Origin of the sequence: Streptococcus sp. HMSC062B01, from assembly GCF_001811085.1 — a bacterium.
GTDB classification, from domain to species: domain Bacteria; phylum Bacillota; class Bacilli; order Lactobacillales; family Streptococcaceae; genus Streptococcus; species Streptococcus gordonii.
Window position 1 is genome coordinate 267,697 of record NZ_KZ672806.1, and the last position, 19,130, is coordinate 286,826.

Sequence of the window (19,130 nt, forward strand, 5' to 3'; positions counted from 1 at the left end):
GTTTGCAGTCAAGATGCGAGGCTAGAATAATGAAAGCCAGAGAGTACTTAGATGATTTCTAGATTAGATAATCTAGCTTTAACAAGAGATAGATATTCCATTATTGAGCTTCATTTCTGCTAAAACTTAATTTTTTTGATACACTCATCATAGATAGAGAGGAAAAATCATGAAAGTACATAAAACATTAAATCCTTTAGCTTACGAAAATACCTATTATATAGAAAATGATAGTCATCTGATCCTAGTTGATCCCGGTAGTAACTTTCAAGCAATCCAAAAGAAAATCACTGAAATCGGAAAGCCTATTTCAGCAATTTTACTAACCCATACCCATTATGACCATATCATGAGCCTAGATTTGGTTCGAGAATCATTTGGATATCCTCCAGTCTATGTAGCTGAAAGCGAAGCCAGCTGGCTCTATACACCTGAGTTGAATCTTTCTGGACTCGATCGCCATAACGATATCGAAACACTTGTCTTGAAACCAGCTGAGCATTTCTTTAGTTATCATCAAAATTATGAATTAGATGGTTTTAAATTTTATGTCCTCCCCACTCCGGGGCACTCTATCGGAGGGGTCTCACTTGTTTTCCCTGAAGGTCATTTTGTTCTGTCCGGAGATGCTCTCTTTAGAGAATCTATTGGACGCACAGACCTTCCAACTGGAAATTTTGACCAGCTGATTACTGGTATCAAACAAGAATTGCTTCATTTGCCGAAAGAATATGATGTCTATCCAGGACACGGACCTGCTACAACAATCGCCCATGAAAAAATGTTCAATCCATTTTTAAAATAAAAGGACAGAATGAAAAGGATTAGCTAAGCTAATCCTTTTGTTTATATCTTCAAGAAACGTCTCATTGAGAAGACAGATCCAATTGAGCCAATAATGATTCCCAAAACAAAGAGAGAGGCAATCATGATCGGAATAAAGAGTTTAGGTGCAATCATTGAGAGATTTTGCGCCACTAAACCTTTATTGACTGATCGATAGGCAATATTATATGCAAAATAAACTAGGGCTGCCGGCATAACAGCTCCAAGTAGACCAATCCAAGCACCTTCTAACAAGAAAGGTCCGCGGATATAACTATTTTTTGCTCCTACCAATCGCATAATTTGAATCTCCCGACTCCGAGAAATAATGGTAATCCGAATAGTATTGGAAATCAAGAAGATAGCAATGAATATCAACATACCAGCCAAGATTAAGCCCCAAGTCTGAATAAAGTCAGCCAAAGAGAAAATCCGCTTGGTGTTTGCTCCACCATCTTGTACATCTGAGACCCCGTCGATTTTCTGGGCTTCTTCCTTCACTGAAGAAACATATTTTGGATCGGTTGTCTCAACGATGTAGGCATCATATAGGGGATTGGCGTCACCATCAAAGATTTTCCAATCGCTTCCCATAGTCTCTGTCAATTTTTCGTATTGCTCTTGCTTACTTGAAAAAGTGATTTTTTCAATATGGTCAATTTTTTTCAAAGCATCATAGACTTTATGGTAATTTTCATTATCAACAGTCTGACCTTCTTTAACAACCGTCATACTATTGTCTTCAATATCCTTGCGAACATAAACCATCACTCGAACATTGTTTTTCAAGTCATTGGCTAATTTTGTCGTATTCAAAATAACCGAAACAAAAATAGCAACCAAACTAAGAGTAATCATTACCGTACTGATTGCGGCTACCGTCATCCAACCATTTCGCTTCAAACTTTTTAGCGACTCTATCAAATGACGGAAAAATCTACTAATCATCGTATCCGTATTCTCCTTCCGCTTCATCACGTACCACACGGCCATTTTCAATCGCAATGACGCGATGGCGTAAAGTATTTACAATTTGGCTATTGTGGGTCGCCATTAGAACAGTTGTACCTTGCAGGTTAATCCGCTCTAACAAGTTCATAATTTCCCAAGAGTTATCTGGGTCCAAGTTCCCAGTTGGCTCGTCAGCAATCAAAACTTTAGGGTTATTGACAATTGCACGAGCGATAGCAATCCGCTGTTGCTCTCCCCCAGAAAGTTCGTTAGGGAAAGAACGGACCTTGTGCTTAAGTCCTACTAGGTCTAATACTTCCATAACCCGTTTCTTAATGTGACTTCTGCGTTCACCAATTACTTCCATGGCATAAGCAATATTTTCATATACTGTCTTCTTTGGAAGCAGTTTATAGTCTTGGAAGACTACTCCTACTTTACGGCGAAGCATTGGTACGTCACGTTTTTTTATCTTAGCCAAATTGAAGCCTGCTACTGTTAACGCACCCTTATCAAGTGCAACTTCACGGTAGAGCAAGCGAATAAAGGTAGATTTACCTGCCCCTGAGGGTCCTACAATATAGGCAAACTCCCCTGGCTCTACTTTTACCGTCACACCTCGCAAGGCTGTTGTTCCGTTGTCGTATTTTTTGACAACATCTCTCATTTCAATAATAGACATTTATTACTAAAATTCCCTTCTGTTAGTTGAGACGCCATTTTAAATAAGCATCGATAAAGCCATCTAAATCGCCGTCCATTACCTTATCAACCTGGGCCACTTCATAACTGGTCCGATGGTCTTTAACCATAGTATAAGGTGTAAAGACGTAAGAGCGAATTTGACTTCCCCACGAAATTTCTTTTTTATCGCCCTTTAATGAGTCAACCTCAGCTGCTTTTTTCTCTTGTTCAAGTTGATACAGCTTAGCCTGAAGCATCTTCATTGCACGATCACGGTTCCCATACTGAGTCCGATCAACAGTAGACTGCACCACAATTCCAGTAGGAATATGCGTCAGTCGCACACCAGTAGAAACCTTATTGACGTTCTGACCACCAGCTCCGCCCGAACGGAAGGTGTCCATCTTAATATCGTCTTCTCGAATTTCTACTTCAATGGTATCATCCAATTCAGGCATAACCTCTACGGAAGTAAAGGACGTATGGCGACGTTTAGCTGAGTCAAATGGAGAAATTCGAACTAAACGGTGAACTCCCATTTCCGACTTAAGCAGACCATAGGCATGCGGCCCCTCAAAAGAAAGAGTGACTGATTTAATACCAGCTTCATCACCTGCCTGATAGTCTAGAACCTCTACCTTGAAGCCCTTGGCATTGCCAAAACGTGTATACATACGGAGCAGCATGTCTCCCCAATCCTGAGCCTCTGTACCTCCAGAGCCTGGATGAATCTCGAGAATCGCATTATTATTATCATATGGTTCAGACAAAAGCAAAGTCATTTCATAGCTGGTCATCATTTTCTCGAGTTCTGCCAGCTTTTCCTCTAACTCCTCTTGAACCGAATCGTCCTCAGCTAGAAAATCAAGCAAAATCTCCGATTCATCAAAAAGATCCGTCATCTGGTGGAAATTTTCATAGGTTTGTTTGAGTTCATTTAATTCCTGAGATGTCTTTTGAGCGGCAATATTATCATCCCAAAAGTCAGGTTCTGTCATCTTATTTTCTAAGATGGCGATTTCTTCTTCCATACCTTCTAAGTCAAAGAGACCCCCTGAAAGAAGCTAATTTTTCACGATTTGCGTCAATCTTTTGACGAATTTCTGAAATATCCATAACTACCTCTTTTCACATATCGTTTAATTATACCATACTTATACACGTTTGACTATTTTTTGAAATAAAATTCAAGAAGTCCAGAATCCAGTGTATGATACTTTTTAATGAATAGCAAGTCAAGGGACTCCTTGTTACAAAATTGTTAGAAAAGTAAATTTTACGACATGAAAAAGGTCTATTCTTTTCCTAATATCTTAACCACTCTACTTTGAATATCCCTTAAAATCAGCTCTGCAAAACTAATTAAACTTATATATGTTCATGTAACCAATTTTGTGCTAGACTAAAACCATGACAAGAATCGGATTTATGAGCGACCTCCATCTGGACTCCAATCAGTTTGGACACTTTGAACTAGAGACACTTAAGGAGGTTTTAAAAAAAGAGAGAATTGACCATCTTCACATTGCAGGGGATTTATCTAATGATCTAGCCCATATTAGTTTGCCCTTTATTGAAGACTTGATGCAAGAACTTCCCACCTCTTTTAATCTCGGCAACCACGATATGCTGGGACTTTCTGAGCAAGAGATTTCTAACTATGATTTTCAGGTCCAACAGTTTGGTCAGACCAAACTCGTTAGCTTTTCTGGCTGGTATGATTACAGCTTTGTTCCAGAAAAAAGCAAGGAAGAGCACCTGAGAACAAAAAATAACTTCTGGTTTGATCGTAGATTAGATAGGAAACTAGACGATCCCAGCATTACAGCTCACAGCCTCCTTCAGTTAGAAAAACTGCTGGCTTCTTTGGATGGTCCCATTATTATTGCTCTACATTTTGTCCCCCATCAAGAATTTCTTTATGACCACCCATATTTCCAACGCTTCAACGCCTTCCTAGGTAGCCAAGCTTTTCACCAGCTCTTTGTCAAATATGGGGTGAAAGATGTCGTTTTTGGCCATCTTCATCATCGTCACCATAGCCGAGTCATTGATGGTGTTCGCTATCACATGCGTCCTTTGGGCTATGTTCGTGAATGGAAACTGACTCAAAACTTTTTTAATGACTTTCCTCAGTATAAGATTTCACAGATGTATCGTCTTCACAAGCGTTATAACACAATTAAAGATTTAGAAGAATTTCTTGACTATAAGAAAAAACACCTGGCAGATGAACTGCGAGATGCCTTGACAATTCTTGATACCAAATCATAAAGACTTAAACAAAAGCAGCCCTTGAAGAGCTGCTTTTAATATTTAAATTCTAAAGAAACCCACTTCTTTTCAAGCCCTCTTAAGCCGACCTTTTTCTTCTAAAAAGTTTTCTTTTGAAAATATTTCTTTTAAATAATTCGTCAAAGAGAAGCAAGGCCAGAATCAGAATAAAAGAGACCAAAGAATAGTTTATCAAGAGGTTGTCCCCACTGATAAAAGGAGGTCTAGCTAGAAGGCCATAATTTCCTCCTGTCATTTGATTGACCCCTATCAAGAAGAGATTTAACATCAAGGTATAGGCAATAATCTCGGACTTTTTTAGTAAACGTTTATCATAATGATTAAATAGATAAATCAAAGAATTAACTAAAAGTGCATAATGACCAATCAAAAATGAAAAGCTTGTAATATGTGGAAAGTCATAAGGATCAAATACAGGGTAACCCAAGGCAAAAATAGCACCACTAGCTCCAAGTAAAGCAAAATACTGCTTTATCTTCCATTTATCTGGTAAGAAAATCATGGCAAACATGGCTAGTCTACAATGATAAAGAGGAAGACTGTTGGCCAAAGGAAGACGGAAACCGATATACCAAGCATAAAGAGCCAAAAGCTGAACAAACTGAATCCACTTAAACGCCTTAACAAAGCCTGGATTGTCGTGATATTTTACTGCACCATAAATGGATAAGGCGACAAGAGAAATCATCAAAGCATAGGCAAGAGCCGAGATCAAAGGCGGAGCTGTCTGATTTGTCGTTAAAAATGGAAGCATCTCATTCTCTCCAATCTTTTAAAAGGAATATTCTGTTTTCCTGAGCTTCTTTCAAGCGTTTAAAAAGAAGGGAAAAACCACATAAAGCTACAACTAATACTGAAGATACTAAAAGGAAATTTCCTAACATACCATAGTCACCAACTAAAGGAGGATTTTTGAGGAATCCATAGTCTCCACCAGTTAGCTGATTCACAAGGAAAATGACAGCATTCATGCCAAAGGTTATTTCAATAATCCGACGATTGGATAAAATTTTATAGTCGTACTCATTCATCAAATAAACAATGGAGTTTCCCAAAAGAGCCAAATGCCCAACTAAATAAGAAAATAAGGTAATATGCGGAAGCGGGTAAGGATCAAAAATTGGATGAAGCAAGGCACAAATCGGTCCAAACACCCCCAACAAGGCAAAGTATTGTTTATAAGATGTTCTCCTTGGCAAGAGCAAGACTGCAAACATAGCAATCCGGCAATGATAAAAAGGCAAACTCTCAGTCAAGGGAGCCTGAGTGGCCATGTACCAACCATACAAAAGAACCAATTGGACAATCTGCAGTCCTTGAAAAATTCTTTGAAAGCTTTTTTGTTTGTAAAATCTACTTGCGCTATAGATCACAATAAATAAAGCAAGTAGCATGAGCACTAATCCTAGGGGTGTTAATACGGGCGGTTCTGTTTTTTGACTTGTAAAAAAATCTCCCATTCTCATCTCCTATTTTTAAAATTAATAATAAAGTATTTAATAGTCTTTGACTAATTTTTCAACTAATCCAATATTTCTGTATTAGGCTGAAAATCTCCATCCTCTATCTGACACTCGAAGACCAGTTTAGCATATTGCTTACTCTGAAATTGAAATTTATTAGTATCAAAAATTGCAAGCAGACGAGAAACTGAAACATTAAATCCCGTTTCTTCTTGGACTTCCTTGACGATATTTTCCTTAGGAGATAGGCCGACTTCACAAAAGCCACCAGGTAAAGCCCAAGTTTTCTCATTTTTACCCTTAACCAAACAGATTTTTCCGTCTCGAACCAGTACAGCTCGGACATCAATCAAGGGAGTGGCATAAAAATCTGTTGGGCGCAACAGCTCTGTCAATTCTTTCCCATCCAAATCTGACCAATCAGCCAGGAGGTGTCCCAAAAGCTGACGGAGTTCTAAGTAACGCTCTCGATCAAATTCATCACGACTAAATGCCAGTCCTGTCTCTGTAATAGAAAGGAGGCGTTGAATGGTTTTTGTAGTTTCTTTAGTTTCCATCTTCCAAGTCCTCTACCAGCTTCGCCAGATTCATGGAATTGCTGCCTTTGAGAAGGATTTGGTCGGCAGGAGTCAGCTTCTCTCTGACAGCTTTGGTCAGCTGTTCAAACTGGTCTTTCTCGTCATTTTTGATAAAGTAATGGACTCTTCCTGGCGGGTAGATTTCCTTGGCATAGTCATAGAGGGCTTCCATATCCTGTCCATAGAGGAAAAGTTCGGTCACAATTTCTGGATTGAGGCTAGTAATCATCGAGCCGTGCATAGACTTAGAGTCCGCTCCCAGCTCTTTCATATCCGCCAGCACTGCCAATTTTCGTCCGCCTGGATTAGCCGGAATGGTCGAGAAAGTCTCAAGAATCAAGCGCATAGCTGTTGGATTGGCATTGTAGACATCCGATAAAATATCTGCGCCATTAGCAGCTTTCTTCCATTCTGTTCGATTGCGGGTCAGCTCCAGCTTAGAAAAAGCCTGAGCAATAGCTGTCTCAGATACACCCTCCTGCAGAGCTGCATAGGCCGCAATCATGGCGTTAGTTGCATTGTACTTACCGGTCACAGGCAAGTCAATTCTTTGTTCTAAAAAGTTACATTCAAAGCTCAAACTATCCTTGCGCTCTTCCAGACGCGTCAGGAAGATATCCGCATCAGGACCAAAGCGAACCAGTTTGCAATCTGCTGGCAGAAATTCATTGACAATCTTATCAACTGGAACAATCAAGAGACCATTTTCTCTTAGACCGTCCGCAATCTGCATCTTGCCTTGGGCAATCTCAGCTCGACTGCCGAAGAATTCCAGATGGGCTTCTCCAACCAGAGTTACAATAGCCGTCTTAGGTTTGGCCAGTTCAGACAGGAGATGGATATCGCCCAAGTGGTCCTGCCCCATTTCCAAGACAAGTTTCTCTGTATCTTCAGGCATATGAAGAACCGTATAAGGCAGGCCGATTTCGTTATTGTAATTACCTTGTGTCTTATAGGTCTTGTAGCTGGTTGCTAGTAGCTGAGCCAGCATGTCCTTGGTCGTCGTTTTACCATTGGAACCTGTCACTGCCAGCACGTCCACCTGCATCTTTTCCAGATAATATTGGGCCAAGCGCTGAAAGGCTGTTAGGACATCGTCAACTAAGATATACGGACCCTCTGCCACTGGACGCTCAGATAGGGTGGCAACAGCTCCCTGAGCAAAGGCTGTTGCGATAAAGTCATGGCCGTCACGTGCTCCCTTGAGGGGCACAAAAAGGTCACCTGACTCAATCAAACGGCTGTCAAACTCAGCATTTCTAAGTGCGACATTTTCAAACTGAGTCACATCATTTTTCGCAGATAGGACTTCTGCGATTTCATATAAATCTAATTTCATACTTCTTCCTCGTTTTTCGGTTTGCTCGCAAAAAGAAAGGACCGAAAATTTTCAGCCCCTCTATTATATCATATTTTAGAGAAGATGCGCCTCTCTCTTGGCAAACGCCTCTTCAGCAAGTCTGACTAACTTCTCAATCAAGTCAGGATAGGCTAACCCCATATTTTCCCAGAGTAGTGGATACATTGACCACTGGGTAAAACCTGGCATAGTGTTGAGCTCGTTGAGAAAGACCTGACCATCTTCTGTGTAGAAAAAATCACAGCGAGATAGTCCTAAACCACCAATAGCACGAAAAGCTGTCTCGGCATTTTGACGCATAGTATTCACAACACCTTCAGGAAGCTGAGCTGGGATTGCCATGGTGATTTTATTGTCAATATATTTGGCTTGATAATCATAGAAAGCCACATCCTTAACAACTTCCCCTGGAAGACTGCTTTTGACATCAGCGTTACCAAGAAGTCCGACCTCAATCTCACGAGCTGTTACACCTTGCTCGACTAGTACCCGACTATCATATTTGAAAGCCAGTTCCAGAGAAGAACGCAGTTCTTCCTGATTATCAGATTTTGAAATGCCGACACTGGAGCCCATATTAGAAGGTTTGGTGAAGACGGGATAGGACAGTTTCTCTTCGATTTCCTGGATTTTTTGCTCTAAATCCTCACCATCAACCACCGCTACATAAGGTACTTGAGCAATACCTGCTGATTCCAGAACTCGCTTGGTCGTAATTTTATCCATGGCCAGGCTAGAAGATAGAATATTACAGCCGACATAAGGCATTTTGAGTACTTCTAGGAAGCCTTGAATTGAGCCATCTTCGCCCATGGGACCATGCATGACTGGAAAGACCACTGCTCCATCTTCGTAAATATCGCTAGGTTTAATCTTCCGAGTCATGTCCACTGTGGCATTGGTCATCAGCTTTTCATCAGCAACTGGCTTTGCTTCAAATTCCTGAGTCTTGATAAAGTCGCCCTCTTTCGTGATGAAGTATGTTTTTACAGAAAATAGATCATAATTGATAGCCCGCATAACACTTTCTGCCGACAAGACTGATACTTCCCGCTCTGCACTACGACCACCGTACAACAAAATTAAACTTTTCTTTGCCATCTCGTCTATCCTATTCTTTAAAGATTTTATACTTGAGATTGATTCTCTTTAGACCGTTTTAGTATATCATAATTCCGTTTTTTTTTGAATAGAAAAAAGATTCTTCAAAAATAGAAGAATCCTTATTTTTATAATTCTGTACGATTTTCGATAGCGCGAATCAGCGTAACCTCATCCGCATACTCAATGTCGGAGCCAACTGCTAAACCACGCGCTAGTCGAGTAACTTTAATACCAGCAGGTTTCAAGACCCTTGAGATATACATAGAGGTTGCCTCTCCGTCTGCTGTCGCATTGGTCGCAACAATAACTTCTGTCACCTCACTATCCATCAGACGAGTAATCAAGCTTTTAAGATTGATATCATCCGGTCCAATACCGTTCATAGGTGAAATCAAGCCATGCAGGACATGATAAAGCCCGTGGTATTCTTGAATATTTTCCATGGCTGAGACATCTCTACTATCCTCAACAATTAAGATTGTAGATTGATCACGCGATTCGTCTCGACAAATAGCGCAAGGATCTTCATCCGTCAGATTACCACAAATTGAGCAGTAACTTAGTTCACGCTTAGCTGCCAAAAGATTTTTAGCAAATTCGTTGACATCATCATCACTCATTCCAATGGTGTAAAAGGCTAAACGTGTAGCTGTCTTGATACCGATACCAGGCAGTTTTGAGAAACTATCAATGAGCTTAGCGATAGGGGTTGGATATAACATAGCATCCTTTCTAATTCATAGGGTGTAGTTGATTATATAGATTGATAATATCCCGAGTAACGCTGTGGCTAACCGTTGATGATAGATTAGTATTATGTGGGAAAACAACCGCCACTGCGATCTTGGGATTATCACTTGGTGCATAAGCTACAACATTAGTGTTTATAGCCTGCTGACCATTATTAACAAAGGTTTCAGCCGTTCCTGTCTTAGCACTGATTGGAACTGACTCACCTTGAGAAATGGTTCTTCCTGTCGTAAAACCACTTCCCCCGTGAACCACTTGGTAGAAACCTTCCTTGATCAATTTCATATTCTCTTCAGAAATGTTCACTTGATTCAAAACCTTTGTTTCTTTCTTTTCAATCAAGTCTCCTAGGCCACCATTTTTGTCGTTAGCATAAATACCTTCAACTAAATGCGGGGCAACCCGTTTACCATTATTCGCGACTGTAGCTGCATACTGGGCTAATTGCAAAGGTGTGTAGTTATCAAACTGACCAAAAGCATTGGTCAAGTAATTAGCAAAAGTGAACTCTTTAGGAGTATAACCTTGAGATTCTGTCGGAAGGTCCACTCCCGTTTTAGCACCCAAGCCATATTCTGCAAAAGTCTCTCTCAATTTTTCCATGGAAGAGTCTAAATTCTTCAAATCCACTCCCATATTCGGAGTATAAGGTGTTCCCATCATCTTGAGGGCAACTTGCACCATATAAGTATTTGACGAATACTCTAAGGCTTCCACAGCTGTAATATCACGATTCCCATAACTAGTAAACCATGATGTAATTGATGACGAATCCTGACCGAAGACTATTGGTTGGTCCGTCAAGGTCTGATTGCCTGAGATAGCATTATTAGCCCAACCTGCTGTCAAAGTGGCTGCCTTAACTACTGATCCTGGTACCACGATATCTGTCACAGTTCCCAAAGAGTTCGAGCTAACATTTCCTGATTTCAAATCATGCTTAACTCCGGCCATAGCAAGAATAGCTCCAGTTTCTGGGTTCATGACAACAGCATAGGCTCCTTCAGAATAAGTGGCATTCCCTGCTGTTAATTCCGCGACAAAAGCGTTTTTTAGAATCTCATCTACACCATTTTGAAAAGCCATTTCCACAGTCAGCTTGAGATTTTTTCCCTTGCTTCCTTCAGAAATTGTGTCGATACTTTCCATATTCCCGTTCTTGTCCAGGTGGATTTCCTTAATCGCCCGTTCTCCTTGCAGGACTGACTCATATTCTTTTTCGAGATAGGAGGTCCCCACACGGTCTTTCAAAGAATAGCCCTTCTTCAAATAGGCATCTACTTCCTCAGCGGGAATACCTGCTTTTTCACTTGAAACACTACCAATAATAGAAGCCAAGGGAGTATCCAAGACCTTGCGCTCCCAGGCAGTTGAAATACTAATTCCAGTTAATTCCTTGCCACTAGACGCAATTAGAGCCACTTGTTCTGTTGATAAATCGTCCGTACGAATATTTCCCGTCTCGAAATTAGCAATCTCATTCATCTGACTAAAGAGAAAAATAGCCTTTTTTTCCTGATCACTATAGTTAAGACTAGACACATCCACGCTCTCTACAGCGTTGTTGTAAATCTTTGATTCAGACAAGCGATTTCCATCTGAGTCAAACTTCTTCTTCTTCGGTAGCTTGGCAACTACTTCTTGGTAAACCTCTGGATCTGCTAGATAATAATCAGCAATCTGGCGCTTTCTTAAGTCTACATCTGTCACATCCACATAATCAAGTAACTTATTGGCAGTCTCTTTGATATCGGCAGCAGTCATCTTATTACTGCGAGTAAAGGAAACAACTTGTTTGGTTGCATTTTCAACCAAAGGCTTCCCAGATGCGTCATAAATTTGCCCACGAACCGAGCTTAGTTTTATCTTTGTTTGGCTAGCAGTTGCTAATTTTTTAGTATAAAAATCTTGGTTGAAGACTTGCATATAAGCCAGACGGCCAATCAAAGTCACAAATAATATAATCACCATTCCAAATAGGAGATTTAAGCGTCTCGGAATAGAATGGCTATCAAATTTTCTTTCTTTCTTAGACATATTTTCTCTCATTCTAGTAAAAGTTTCTTCTATTCTACCACAAAAAGATAAAAAATAATCTGGGAAAGAAGCCCAGATTATAAGAGGAATGTCTCCTGATGGAGGAGAATCTTATCATTGGAAAAGGGGTAAATTCGCTTGGCTTCTTTCCAATTTTATAAGTTTTAAATGATTCCTCAAAGTAGCTCAGTGCCAGTCGGATCTTGCTTAATTTTTCCTGCCTTCATCAGACCACCCAGAGCTTTTTTGAACTGTCCCTTAGAAATACCAAAAGTGGCCTTGATATCTTCTGGGGAGGATTTATCGTTTAAGGTCATAAAGCCACCGTTGCTTTCTAGGTAGGTCAGAATCATCTGAGCATCATTTTCAAGCATCTCAAAAGAGCGGGGTTTAAGAGAAAGATTAAGAGTACGGTCTACTTCACGGAAACCAATGACCCGCGCATCTAAGACCTGCCCCAAACGTGGCTCTGTATAACGCTCACTTGGATGGATAAAACCCAGCATATTATTCTCCGGAAGGTAAACAAAGGTACCTGAAAGCTTGAGGCGATAGACAATAGCTGGCCAATTTTGATTTTGCATATTGTTATAGGCCGGACGAGCCAAACGTTGAAAGTCTTCCTGATAGGCCAGATTCCCCCAGATTCGGTCTTTCTTGTCTACACTCAGGCGTACATAGAGCTTATCACCCTTTTTGGGCCAAAGCTCCTTCAACTCAGGTAAAATATCCAGCGATACGACAATTTCCTTATCAGGAAGTCCAGTATCGACAAAGACACCCAAGTCCTTACGCACTTCAGTCACTGTTCCCCAGCCAAAGCTTTCTTGGGTTGCTGTTACATCTAGAGTCGTCAGGCGTAATTTTTGTTTCATATCAGTGTAGGCAAATCCCTTAACGGACTCGCCCAGCTGATGCTCGCCTTCTTCCTTAGCTAGGGCGTAGGTCTGACCATTCTTCTGGACAAAGTAAAAACGATCATTTTCATCTGTAACCAAACCCACAATAAAATTAGCAAGATTTGTATTCATTGATTCCTTCTTCTACCTTGCTTTTTTTGAAGGGCAAGGATGTTTATGTTAAAACAACTCAGTCAGCAGTGCCAACTGAGTGTTCATTTTGATAAAAATTTTAAACTTCTAAGAGTTCTTTTTCTTTGTGCGCAGTCATTTCATCAATATGCTTGACAGCGTCATCTGTTACTTTTTGAATATCTTTTTCTAAAGTCTTCAATTCGTCTTCAGTGATTTCTTTTGCTTTTTCTTGCTTCTTAGCTTCGTCCATAGCATCACGACGGATATTTCGAATCGCAATCTTAGCGTTTTCGCCAATTTTTTTCACTTCTTTAGCTAGGTCGCGACGAGTTTCCTCAGTCAAAGCCGGGATAACCAAACGGATAACAGATCCATCGCTGGCTGGCGTAATACCAAGATCAGACGCATTGATAGCACGTTCGATATCTTTAAGAGAAGACTTATCAAAAGGTGTCACCAAAAGAACACGTGCTTCAGGAATAGTAATAGAAGCAATTTGATTGAGCGGAGTCTCTACACCATAGTATTCAACACTGATACGGTCTAACAAACTTGCATTCGCACGACCCGCACGGACAGCTCCAAATTCACGCGCCAAACTTTGATGCGAATGACTCATTCTTTCTTTTGCTTTTTCTACAATTGCATTTGCCATAAGTTTTTTATCTCCAATTTCTTATAAATTATTTGATACTGTTGTCCCGATTTGCTCTCCAAAGACAACACGTTTGATATTTCCAGCTTCATTCATGTTAAAGACAACCAAATCGATATCGTTGTCCATAGAAAGAGTAGAAGCTGTAGAATCCATGATTCGCAATCCCTTGCTGATGACATCACGGTGAGTTAATTCGTCAAACTTAACAGCAGTCTTATCTTTCTTAGGATCCGCATTGTAGACCCCATCAACACCATTCTTAGCCATCAAAATTGCATCTGCTTCAATTTCTGCAGCACGAAGGGCGGCTGTTGTATCGGTTGAAAAGTAGGGTGACCCAATACCAGCTCCAAAAATAACAATACGTCCTTTTTGTAAATGACGGAGTGCACGACCTCGAATGTACGGCTCTGCAACTTGTTGCATAGCAATTGCAGTCTGAACGCGGGTATCAACCCCAACTCTCTGTAGAGAATCAGCCATGACCAAAGCATTCATAACAGTCCCCAACATACCAGTATAGTCAGCTTGTACACGATCCATTCCAGCTTCGGCAGCCGGTTCTCCACGCCAGAGATTACCACCACCGATAACAAGAGCAATTTCGATTCCTAAATCGTGAACTTCCTTGATCTCTTCAGCCATTTTTTGAACGGTTTGAATATTGATACCAACACCTTTATCACCAGCAAGGGCTTCGCCGGACAACTTGATTAGAATACGTTTATACTTGGGTTCTACCATTTTTACACTCCTTATTTTATCTGTACTATTTTACCACATTTTATGATTTTTATATAGTTAAATCTTTCAAAATTTTCTTTTTTGATAAATCGGTATCCTGCTCAATCAGTAGCAAAGAAAAAGCAGCCTTGTCAGAGGATAAGACTAGCTTCATTCAAGAGATAAACAAATATATTGGATGATTTTTTTCTTAAGAAGGATATCGGCGAATTGCTTCTACCATTTCTTGGTACTTGTCAGTGGCAAAAATTCTTTCCGTAATTCCTTCTGTCTGAGTAGTCTCAAAAGCAAAAATCGGCTTTCCTTGCTTTTCGATCATCTCTAAAAAATCTAGAAACTTGTGGTCATGATTAATGTCTAGATAAAAATCGCAAGCCACAGCTAACTGCTTCAACGGAATCGGTAGAACCAAACGATGCAGGCGAACATTCTCGTAAGACAAAAGACTGATCAATCGATCTGACATATCTGAGTAAGCAGCGATATGGAAAAGACAATCTGGTAAAGCTTGAATCAATTCTTTGATGCACTCCAAAGAGTCACTGTTGGTCAAGGTCAATAATTCTTTCTTGTAGACTTGGATCTGGTCTTGACCTTGATTTTCTACACCTTTCAGTGCCTTGCTCGCAATGATCGCTGTCCAATCAAGGTCATTATAAAACCACCAAACTTCCCTCAGTCTCATATTTGTTAGAAGATTCCATGGTTTTAGAGCGGAAATATAGTGAACAATAGCTGGCAGAGGAGACAGAGGGATGTCGAAGACAAAATCATGACCATACTGAGCAGCTCCCATATCAAAACCGATTTGGAAATTATAGCTATCCTCTAGCTCTAAGTACTGTCCCACAAAGAGCATATTTAAAATACTCTGATCTCCTTCTAAGACCCTTTCAATTTCCCTGTCAGTCAACTCAACTAATTGCTGAGAAATATTTTCCCTCCGCCAACGTTCGTTATTTATAAGCATGACTCCAGAATTAAATCCAATCCCCAAACCAAAGGTAGCTCTTACTGCTGCAATATAGTAATCTTCCAGATCCAAATCAAATAAGTGATCCAAGTTCTGAGTGACAACCAAGTCGCAATCAAGGTAAAGAGCTCGATCAGCCTTCACATATTCTGGAATAAAATAGCGAGCATAGGCCATGTAGTTAATATGAGAGTAGGTTGATTCTTCCCACTTCATCCTTAAATCATCTCGTAAAAGCTTGATATCAAGCAGATCATTTCCTGTCCCTTTTACTTTTTTTCGAGTATTGATGAACCATTCTTGTGGTATATCTTGGTTAAAAACATAGATCAGCAGACCTTCATGATAGCAACATAAAGACTTGATAGTTGTCTCAATTTGACGAATATAACCATAATCTCCTGCTAAAACAATACTTTTCATCTGATTCATCTTTCCTCTATTTGCTAGTCTTATTATAGTATCTTCATTATAGCGAATTCGCTTGTTTAATTCAAACAATCCATAAGTAAACAGAGCTTTCATCAGTTTTTGCTTTGATTGCAATAAGATACCTTAACATCTTTTCTACTCATCCAAATTTAAGTATAAAATATTCACTACTCTGCTGCTCATCTTGATTATGAGCTATCTGACTCTATTAAAATCAGCCCTATCATCAGATAGGACCGATTTATATATATTACTTAATTTATTTCTCAGCGATTTCTTGTCGACGGGCTTGTCTTTTCTCACGCTTAGCTAGTAAAGGTAAAATAATTCCCAAACTAATCAGAACAAGAGGAGTCAAAACATTAGTCAAGAGAGAGAATTTCCAACCAGCTGGATCTTGAGCATAATCCACTTTTGGAACCATCCCCAGAATACAAGCGAAAGCTGTAAAGAGGAAGCACCAAGCTCCAATAACAAAGCCAACTTTAGGATTTTTTGTTAATTTATACTCCGCATTTTTGTACTTCTTCCAAGCCTTGTTTAACAACATATAGGCAAGGAAAACCCAGAGATAACGCATCGGCATAACGATAGAGTTAAGATTGGTCATCCATTTAACCAAACCATCAATTTCTTTTATTCCAAAGATTGGCAGGATAATCAAGAGACTCACCAAAATACCTGTTAAGATATAACCATTAATCAACACACCTTTTGAAGTGCGCTTACGCAACCAGCTTGGAACAAATTCAGCATCAGCATTATTAAGTAAAATTTGCAGAGGCGCATCGATGGAGAAAGCCAGGGCGGCAATTTGTCCTACCATATTTGTCAAGGCGTAGATTACAACCAAAAGATTACCGACACCCCAGTAATTACCAAGTTTTTGGAAAGCTTGGTAAGCACCATTACGCATCAAATCGTCTGGAATATTACTTCCATCAAAAAGCATTCCCATAGCTAGAGACCCCAAAATAGCAGAAGCTCCAACCATAACAGCCATGACAATCATCCCTTTTGGAAATTCCTTTGCGGGATTGCGGGTTTGGTTAACATAAGGGGAAATTTTCTCAGCTCCACCAACCGCAAAGACCAAGAGGGAAATTGTAGTAAAATATGAAAAGTCAAAATTAGGAATATAGGTACTAAGCTTATCCATATTAGCCGTTGCAAATTGCATATCAGGCTTGATAAAAGGCGCACCTACAGCTAAAAGAACAAAAAGGATAGACATGATGAGCATAGCACTTCCTGCTAGACCACCAATTACCTTGAGGGTAGAAAGTCCCTTAGTAGACAAGTAGAGAAAGGCTCCGAAAATTAGCAAACTCAAAATCACAATCCAATGAATGTCGAGGCTACTTAAAAAATCACCATTCCCTTGAAGAGCCCAACCAAGCGGAATCAAAACTCCTTGAGGTTTTTGCGCCAAGTAGGGAATATGCACTACCCAATAGGTCCAGGCAGCAAAATAAGCCAAGCGCTTGGTAGAAGTCTTCTCAACCCAGTCACTGACACCTCCCCCACTTTCCTTAAATGTAGAACCAAGTTGTCCTACAATCAGTGCATAAGGAATGAAGTATAGAGCTAGGATAAGAATCCAGGAAACAATAACAGAGATTCCCTGCTGGGAATAGTTATTGACGACATTTCCAAGCCCCCAAACCATATTAAAGGCAATCAGGGACACCATCAGCCAAGTAAGCTGATTCTGATCTTTTTTCATCGCATCGTCTCCTTTTTATATAAATAAATTGTTTCACCATATTATATCATGTTTATCTGGACTTGTAACTAGGCTTATTGGAGGAACAGCCAGTTTTAGCATGATATTTCTTAGCCTCTCTTATACACTTAGTCTGCTAACATTGTTAAAATTTGAATAAACTTTCATGCACCAAGTAAAATATTTTGATTTTTCTCCAGAAAAAAACTCTGGTAAAACCAGAGTCATTTATTATTTTTAAAGTGAGTTTACGTCAACCTTGATACCAGGTCCTTGAGTAGTTGTGATTGTCAAGCTAGTTACATAAGTTCCTTTAGCTGTAGCAGGTTTTGCTTTTTGGATAACTTCGTTGAAAGCTTTGAAGTTTTCAGCCAATTTGTCAGCGTCAAATGAAACTTTACCGATGATAGCTTGTACGATACCTGCACGGTCTGCACGGTAAGTGATTTTACCACCTTTAGACTCTTCAACTGCTTTAGCAACATCCATAGTTACAGTACCAGTTTTAGGGTTTGGCATCAAGTTACGTGGTCCAAGGACACGTCCAAGACGTCCAACAAGAGCCATCATGTCAGGTGTAGCGATAACTACATCGAAGTCCAACCAACCGTCGTTGATTTTAGCAACGAGGTCATCTTCACCAACGAAGTCTGCACCAGCAGCTTTTGCTTCTTCTGCTTTCGCACCACGCGCGAAAACAAGAACGCGAGCTGTCTTACCAGTACCGTTTGGCAATACCATTGCACCACGGATTTGTTGGTCAGCTTTTTTAACGTCGATGTTCAAGTTGTATGCAACTTCTACAGTTGCGTCAAATTTTGCAAAGTTAGTTTCTTTTGCAAGAGCTACAGCTTCTTCTACGCTGTATGCTTTTGTGCTGTCGATTTTTTCAAGAGCAGCACGAAGTTGTTTGCTTTTTTTAGCCATTTTATCTTTCTCCTTGTAATGTGGTCATATCGATTTTCATCTCCCACGTCACTCGTCTCATGATCAAGTGTATTGCGGGCAAATAGGATTGTTACAATTAGTCAGTAACAGTGAATCCCATAGAACGAGCAGTACCTTCGATCATACGCATTGCAGACTCAATGTTTGCTGCGTTCAAATCTGGCATCTTAGTTTCAGCAATTTGTTGTACTTGTGCACGAGTAACAGTTGCAACTTTCGTTTTGTTAGGTGTACCTGAACCTTTTTCAACACCTGCAGCTTTTTTCAAAAGAACAGCAGCTGGTGGTGTTTTTGTAACGAAAGTAAATGATTTGTCTTCGTATACTGAGATAACAACTGGAATGATCATACCAGCTTGATCAGCTGTACGAGCGTTGAACTCTTTAGTGAATCCCATGATGTTGATACCGGCTTGACCAAGCGCAGGACCAACTGGTGGAGCTGGAGTAGCTTTACCAGCAGGGATTTGCAATTTTACAAGTTTTTCGACTTTTTTAGCCATTTTAAATCCTCCTTTGTGGTTAGGCGGTAGAATTTACTCAATAAAACTTGAGCATTACCTCCCACA

The 19,130-nt window shown here is 40.1% G+C and carries 18 protein-coding genes and 1 pseudogene; 2 read left to right on the forward strand and 17 right to left on the reverse strand.

The genetic code is table 11. From position 1 onward, the window contains the following. Window positions 1-169: 169 nt before the first annotated feature. Window positions 170-805 carry an MBL fold metallo-hydrolase gene (locus HMPREF2780_RS10085; RefSeq protein WP_061582996.1) on the forward strand — a complete coding sequence of 212 codons (636 nt, stop codon included), beginning with the start codon at window positions 170-172 and terminating at the stop codon, window positions 803-805. Window positions 806-846: 41 nt separating this feature from the next. On the opposite strand, the gene ftsX is transcribed toward HMPREF2780_RS10085, so the two are convergent. The 3 genes from ftsX to prfB all read right to left on the reverse strand — a co-directional run bounded on the left by ftsX (window position 847) and on the right by prfB (window position 3,576). After that, window positions 847-1,773, reverse strand: coding sequence for a permease-like cell division protein FtsX (gene ftsX, locus HMPREF2780_RS10090; protein ID WP_020992596.1), 927 nt, complete (start codon window positions 1,771-1,773; stop codon window positions 847-849). After that, complete coding sequence (gene ftsE / locus HMPREF2780_RS10095; protein ID WP_008809379.1) at window positions 1,766-2,458, reverse strand: cell division ATP-binding protein FtsE; 693 nt, start codon at window positions 2,456-2,458, stop codon at window positions 1,766-1,768. The genes ftsX and ftsE overlap by 8 nt, the downstream gene beginning before the upstream one ends. 22 nt (window positions 2,459-2,480) lie before the next feature. Then, a protein-coding gene (prfB, locus tag HMPREF2780_RS10100) for a peptide chain release factor 2 (RefSeq protein WP_105026565.1) occupies window positions 2,481-3,576 on the reverse strand; the annotation gives its coding sequence in 2 pieces (ribosomal slippage) (window positions 2,481-3,503 and window positions 3,505-3,576; 1,095 coding nt in all). A gap of 294 nt (window positions 3,577-3,870) precedes the next feature. On the opposite strand from prfB, the gene HMPREF2780_RS10105 reads away from it, so the two are divergent. After that, window positions 3,871-4,734, forward strand: coding sequence for a metallophosphoesterase (locus HMPREF2780_RS10105; RefSeq protein WP_060970148.1), 864 nt, complete (start codon window positions 3,871-3,873; stop codon window positions 4,732-4,734). Between the two features lie 79 nt (window positions 4,735-4,813). On the opposite strand, the gene HMPREF2780_RS10110 is transcribed toward HMPREF2780_RS10105, so the two are convergent. The 14 genes and pseudogenes from HMPREF2780_RS10110 to rplK all read right to left on the reverse strand — a co-directional run bounded on the left by HMPREF2780_RS10110 (window position 4,814) and on the right by rplK (window position 19,064). Further along, window positions 4,814-5,509, reverse strand: a complete 696-nt coding sequence (locus tag HMPREF2780_RS10110; protein WP_061596651.1) for a YwaF family protein — start codon at window positions 5,507-5,509, stop codon at window positions 4,814-4,816. Window position 5,510: 1 nt separating this feature from the next. After that, on the reverse strand, window positions 5,511-6,221 hold the full coding sequence (locus tag HMPREF2780_RS10115) for a YwaF family protein (RefSeq protein WP_061596653.1): 711 nt from the start codon (window positions 6,219-6,221) through the stop codon (window positions 5,511-5,513). 65 nt (window positions 6,222-6,286) lie between these two features. Continuing rightward, a pseudogene (locus tag HMPREF2780_RS10120) lies at window positions 6,287-6,775 on the reverse strand (NUDIX hydrolase); the annotation flags it as partial. Further along, window positions 6,765-8,135, reverse strand: a complete 1,371-nt coding sequence (locus HMPREF2780_RS10125) for a UDP-N-acetylmuramoyl-tripeptide--D-alanyl-D-alanine ligase (protein WP_061596655.1) — start codon at window positions 8,133-8,135, stop codon at window positions 6,765-6,767. The gene HMPREF2780_RS10125 and the pseudogene HMPREF2780_RS10120, both read right to left, overlap by 11 nt. A gap of 75 nt (window positions 8,136-8,210) precedes the next feature. Then, window positions 8,211-9,257 carry a D-alanine--D-alanine ligase gene (locus HMPREF2780_RS10130; RefSeq protein WP_061596657.1) on the reverse strand — a complete coding sequence of 349 codons (1,047 nt, stop codon included), beginning with the start codon at window positions 9,255-9,257 and terminating at the stop codon, window positions 8,211-8,213. Between the two features lie 128 nt (window positions 9,258-9,385). Continuing rightward, a complete protein-coding gene (gene recR, locus HMPREF2780_RS10135) occupies window positions 9,386-9,982 on the reverse strand; it encodes a recombination mediator RecR (protein WP_008809387.1) in 597 nt (198 codons plus the stop codon). Window positions 9,983-9,992: 10 nt separating this feature from the next. Beyond that, window positions 9,993-12,059 carry a penicillin-binding protein PBP2B gene (gene pbp2b / locus HMPREF2780_RS10140; protein ID WP_061593301.1) on the reverse strand — a complete coding sequence of 689 codons (2,067 nt, stop codon included), beginning with the start codon at window positions 12,057-12,059 and terminating at the stop codon, window positions 9,993-9,995. Window positions 12,060-12,223: 164 nt separating this feature from the next. Beyond that, a complete protein-coding gene (cvfB, locus tag HMPREF2780_RS10145; RefSeq protein WP_061596659.1) occupies window positions 12,224-13,078 on the reverse strand; it encodes an RNA-binding virulence regulatory protein CvfB in 855 nt (284 codons plus the stop codon). A 100-nt stretch (window positions 13,079-13,178) separates the two neighbouring features. After that, the gene (frr, locus tag HMPREF2780_RS10150; RefSeq protein WP_008809390.1) at window positions 13,179-13,736 is read right to left on the reverse strand and encodes a ribosome recycling factor; all 558 of its coding nucleotides are present in this window, start codon (window positions 13,734-13,736) and stop codon (window positions 13,179-13,181) included. A 21-nt stretch (window positions 13,737-13,757) separates the two neighbouring features. Next, window positions 13,758-14,483, reverse strand: coding sequence for a UMP kinase (pyrH, locus tag HMPREF2780_RS10155; protein WP_008809391.1), 726 nt, complete (start codon window positions 14,481-14,483; stop codon window positions 13,758-13,760). Window positions 14,484-14,673: 190 nt separating this feature from the next. Beyond that, window positions 14,674-15,888: a glycosyltransferase family 8 protein gene (locus tag HMPREF2780_RS10160; protein WP_061596661.1), complete on the reverse strand. Its 1,215-nt coding sequence runs from the start codon at window positions 15,886-15,888 to the stop codon at window positions 14,674-14,676. Between the two features lie 259 nt (window positions 15,889-16,147). Further along, a complete protein-coding gene (locus tag HMPREF2780_RS10165; protein ID WP_060553342.1) occupies window positions 16,148-17,614 on the reverse strand; it encodes an APC family permease in 1,467 nt (488 codons plus the stop codon). Between the two features lie 237 nt (window positions 17,615-17,851). After that, entirely contained in the window at window positions 17,852-18,541 is a 690-nt protein-coding gene (rplA, locus tag HMPREF2780_RS10170; RefSeq protein ID WP_008809394.1) for a 50S ribosomal protein L1, read from the reverse strand. 97 nt (window positions 18,542-18,638) lie between these two features. Further along, entirely contained in the window at window positions 18,639-19,064 is a 426-nt protein-coding gene (gene rplK / locus HMPREF2780_RS10175; RefSeq protein WP_008809395.1) for a 50S ribosomal protein L11, read from the reverse strand. Window positions 19,065-19,130 lie beyond the last annotated feature (66 nt).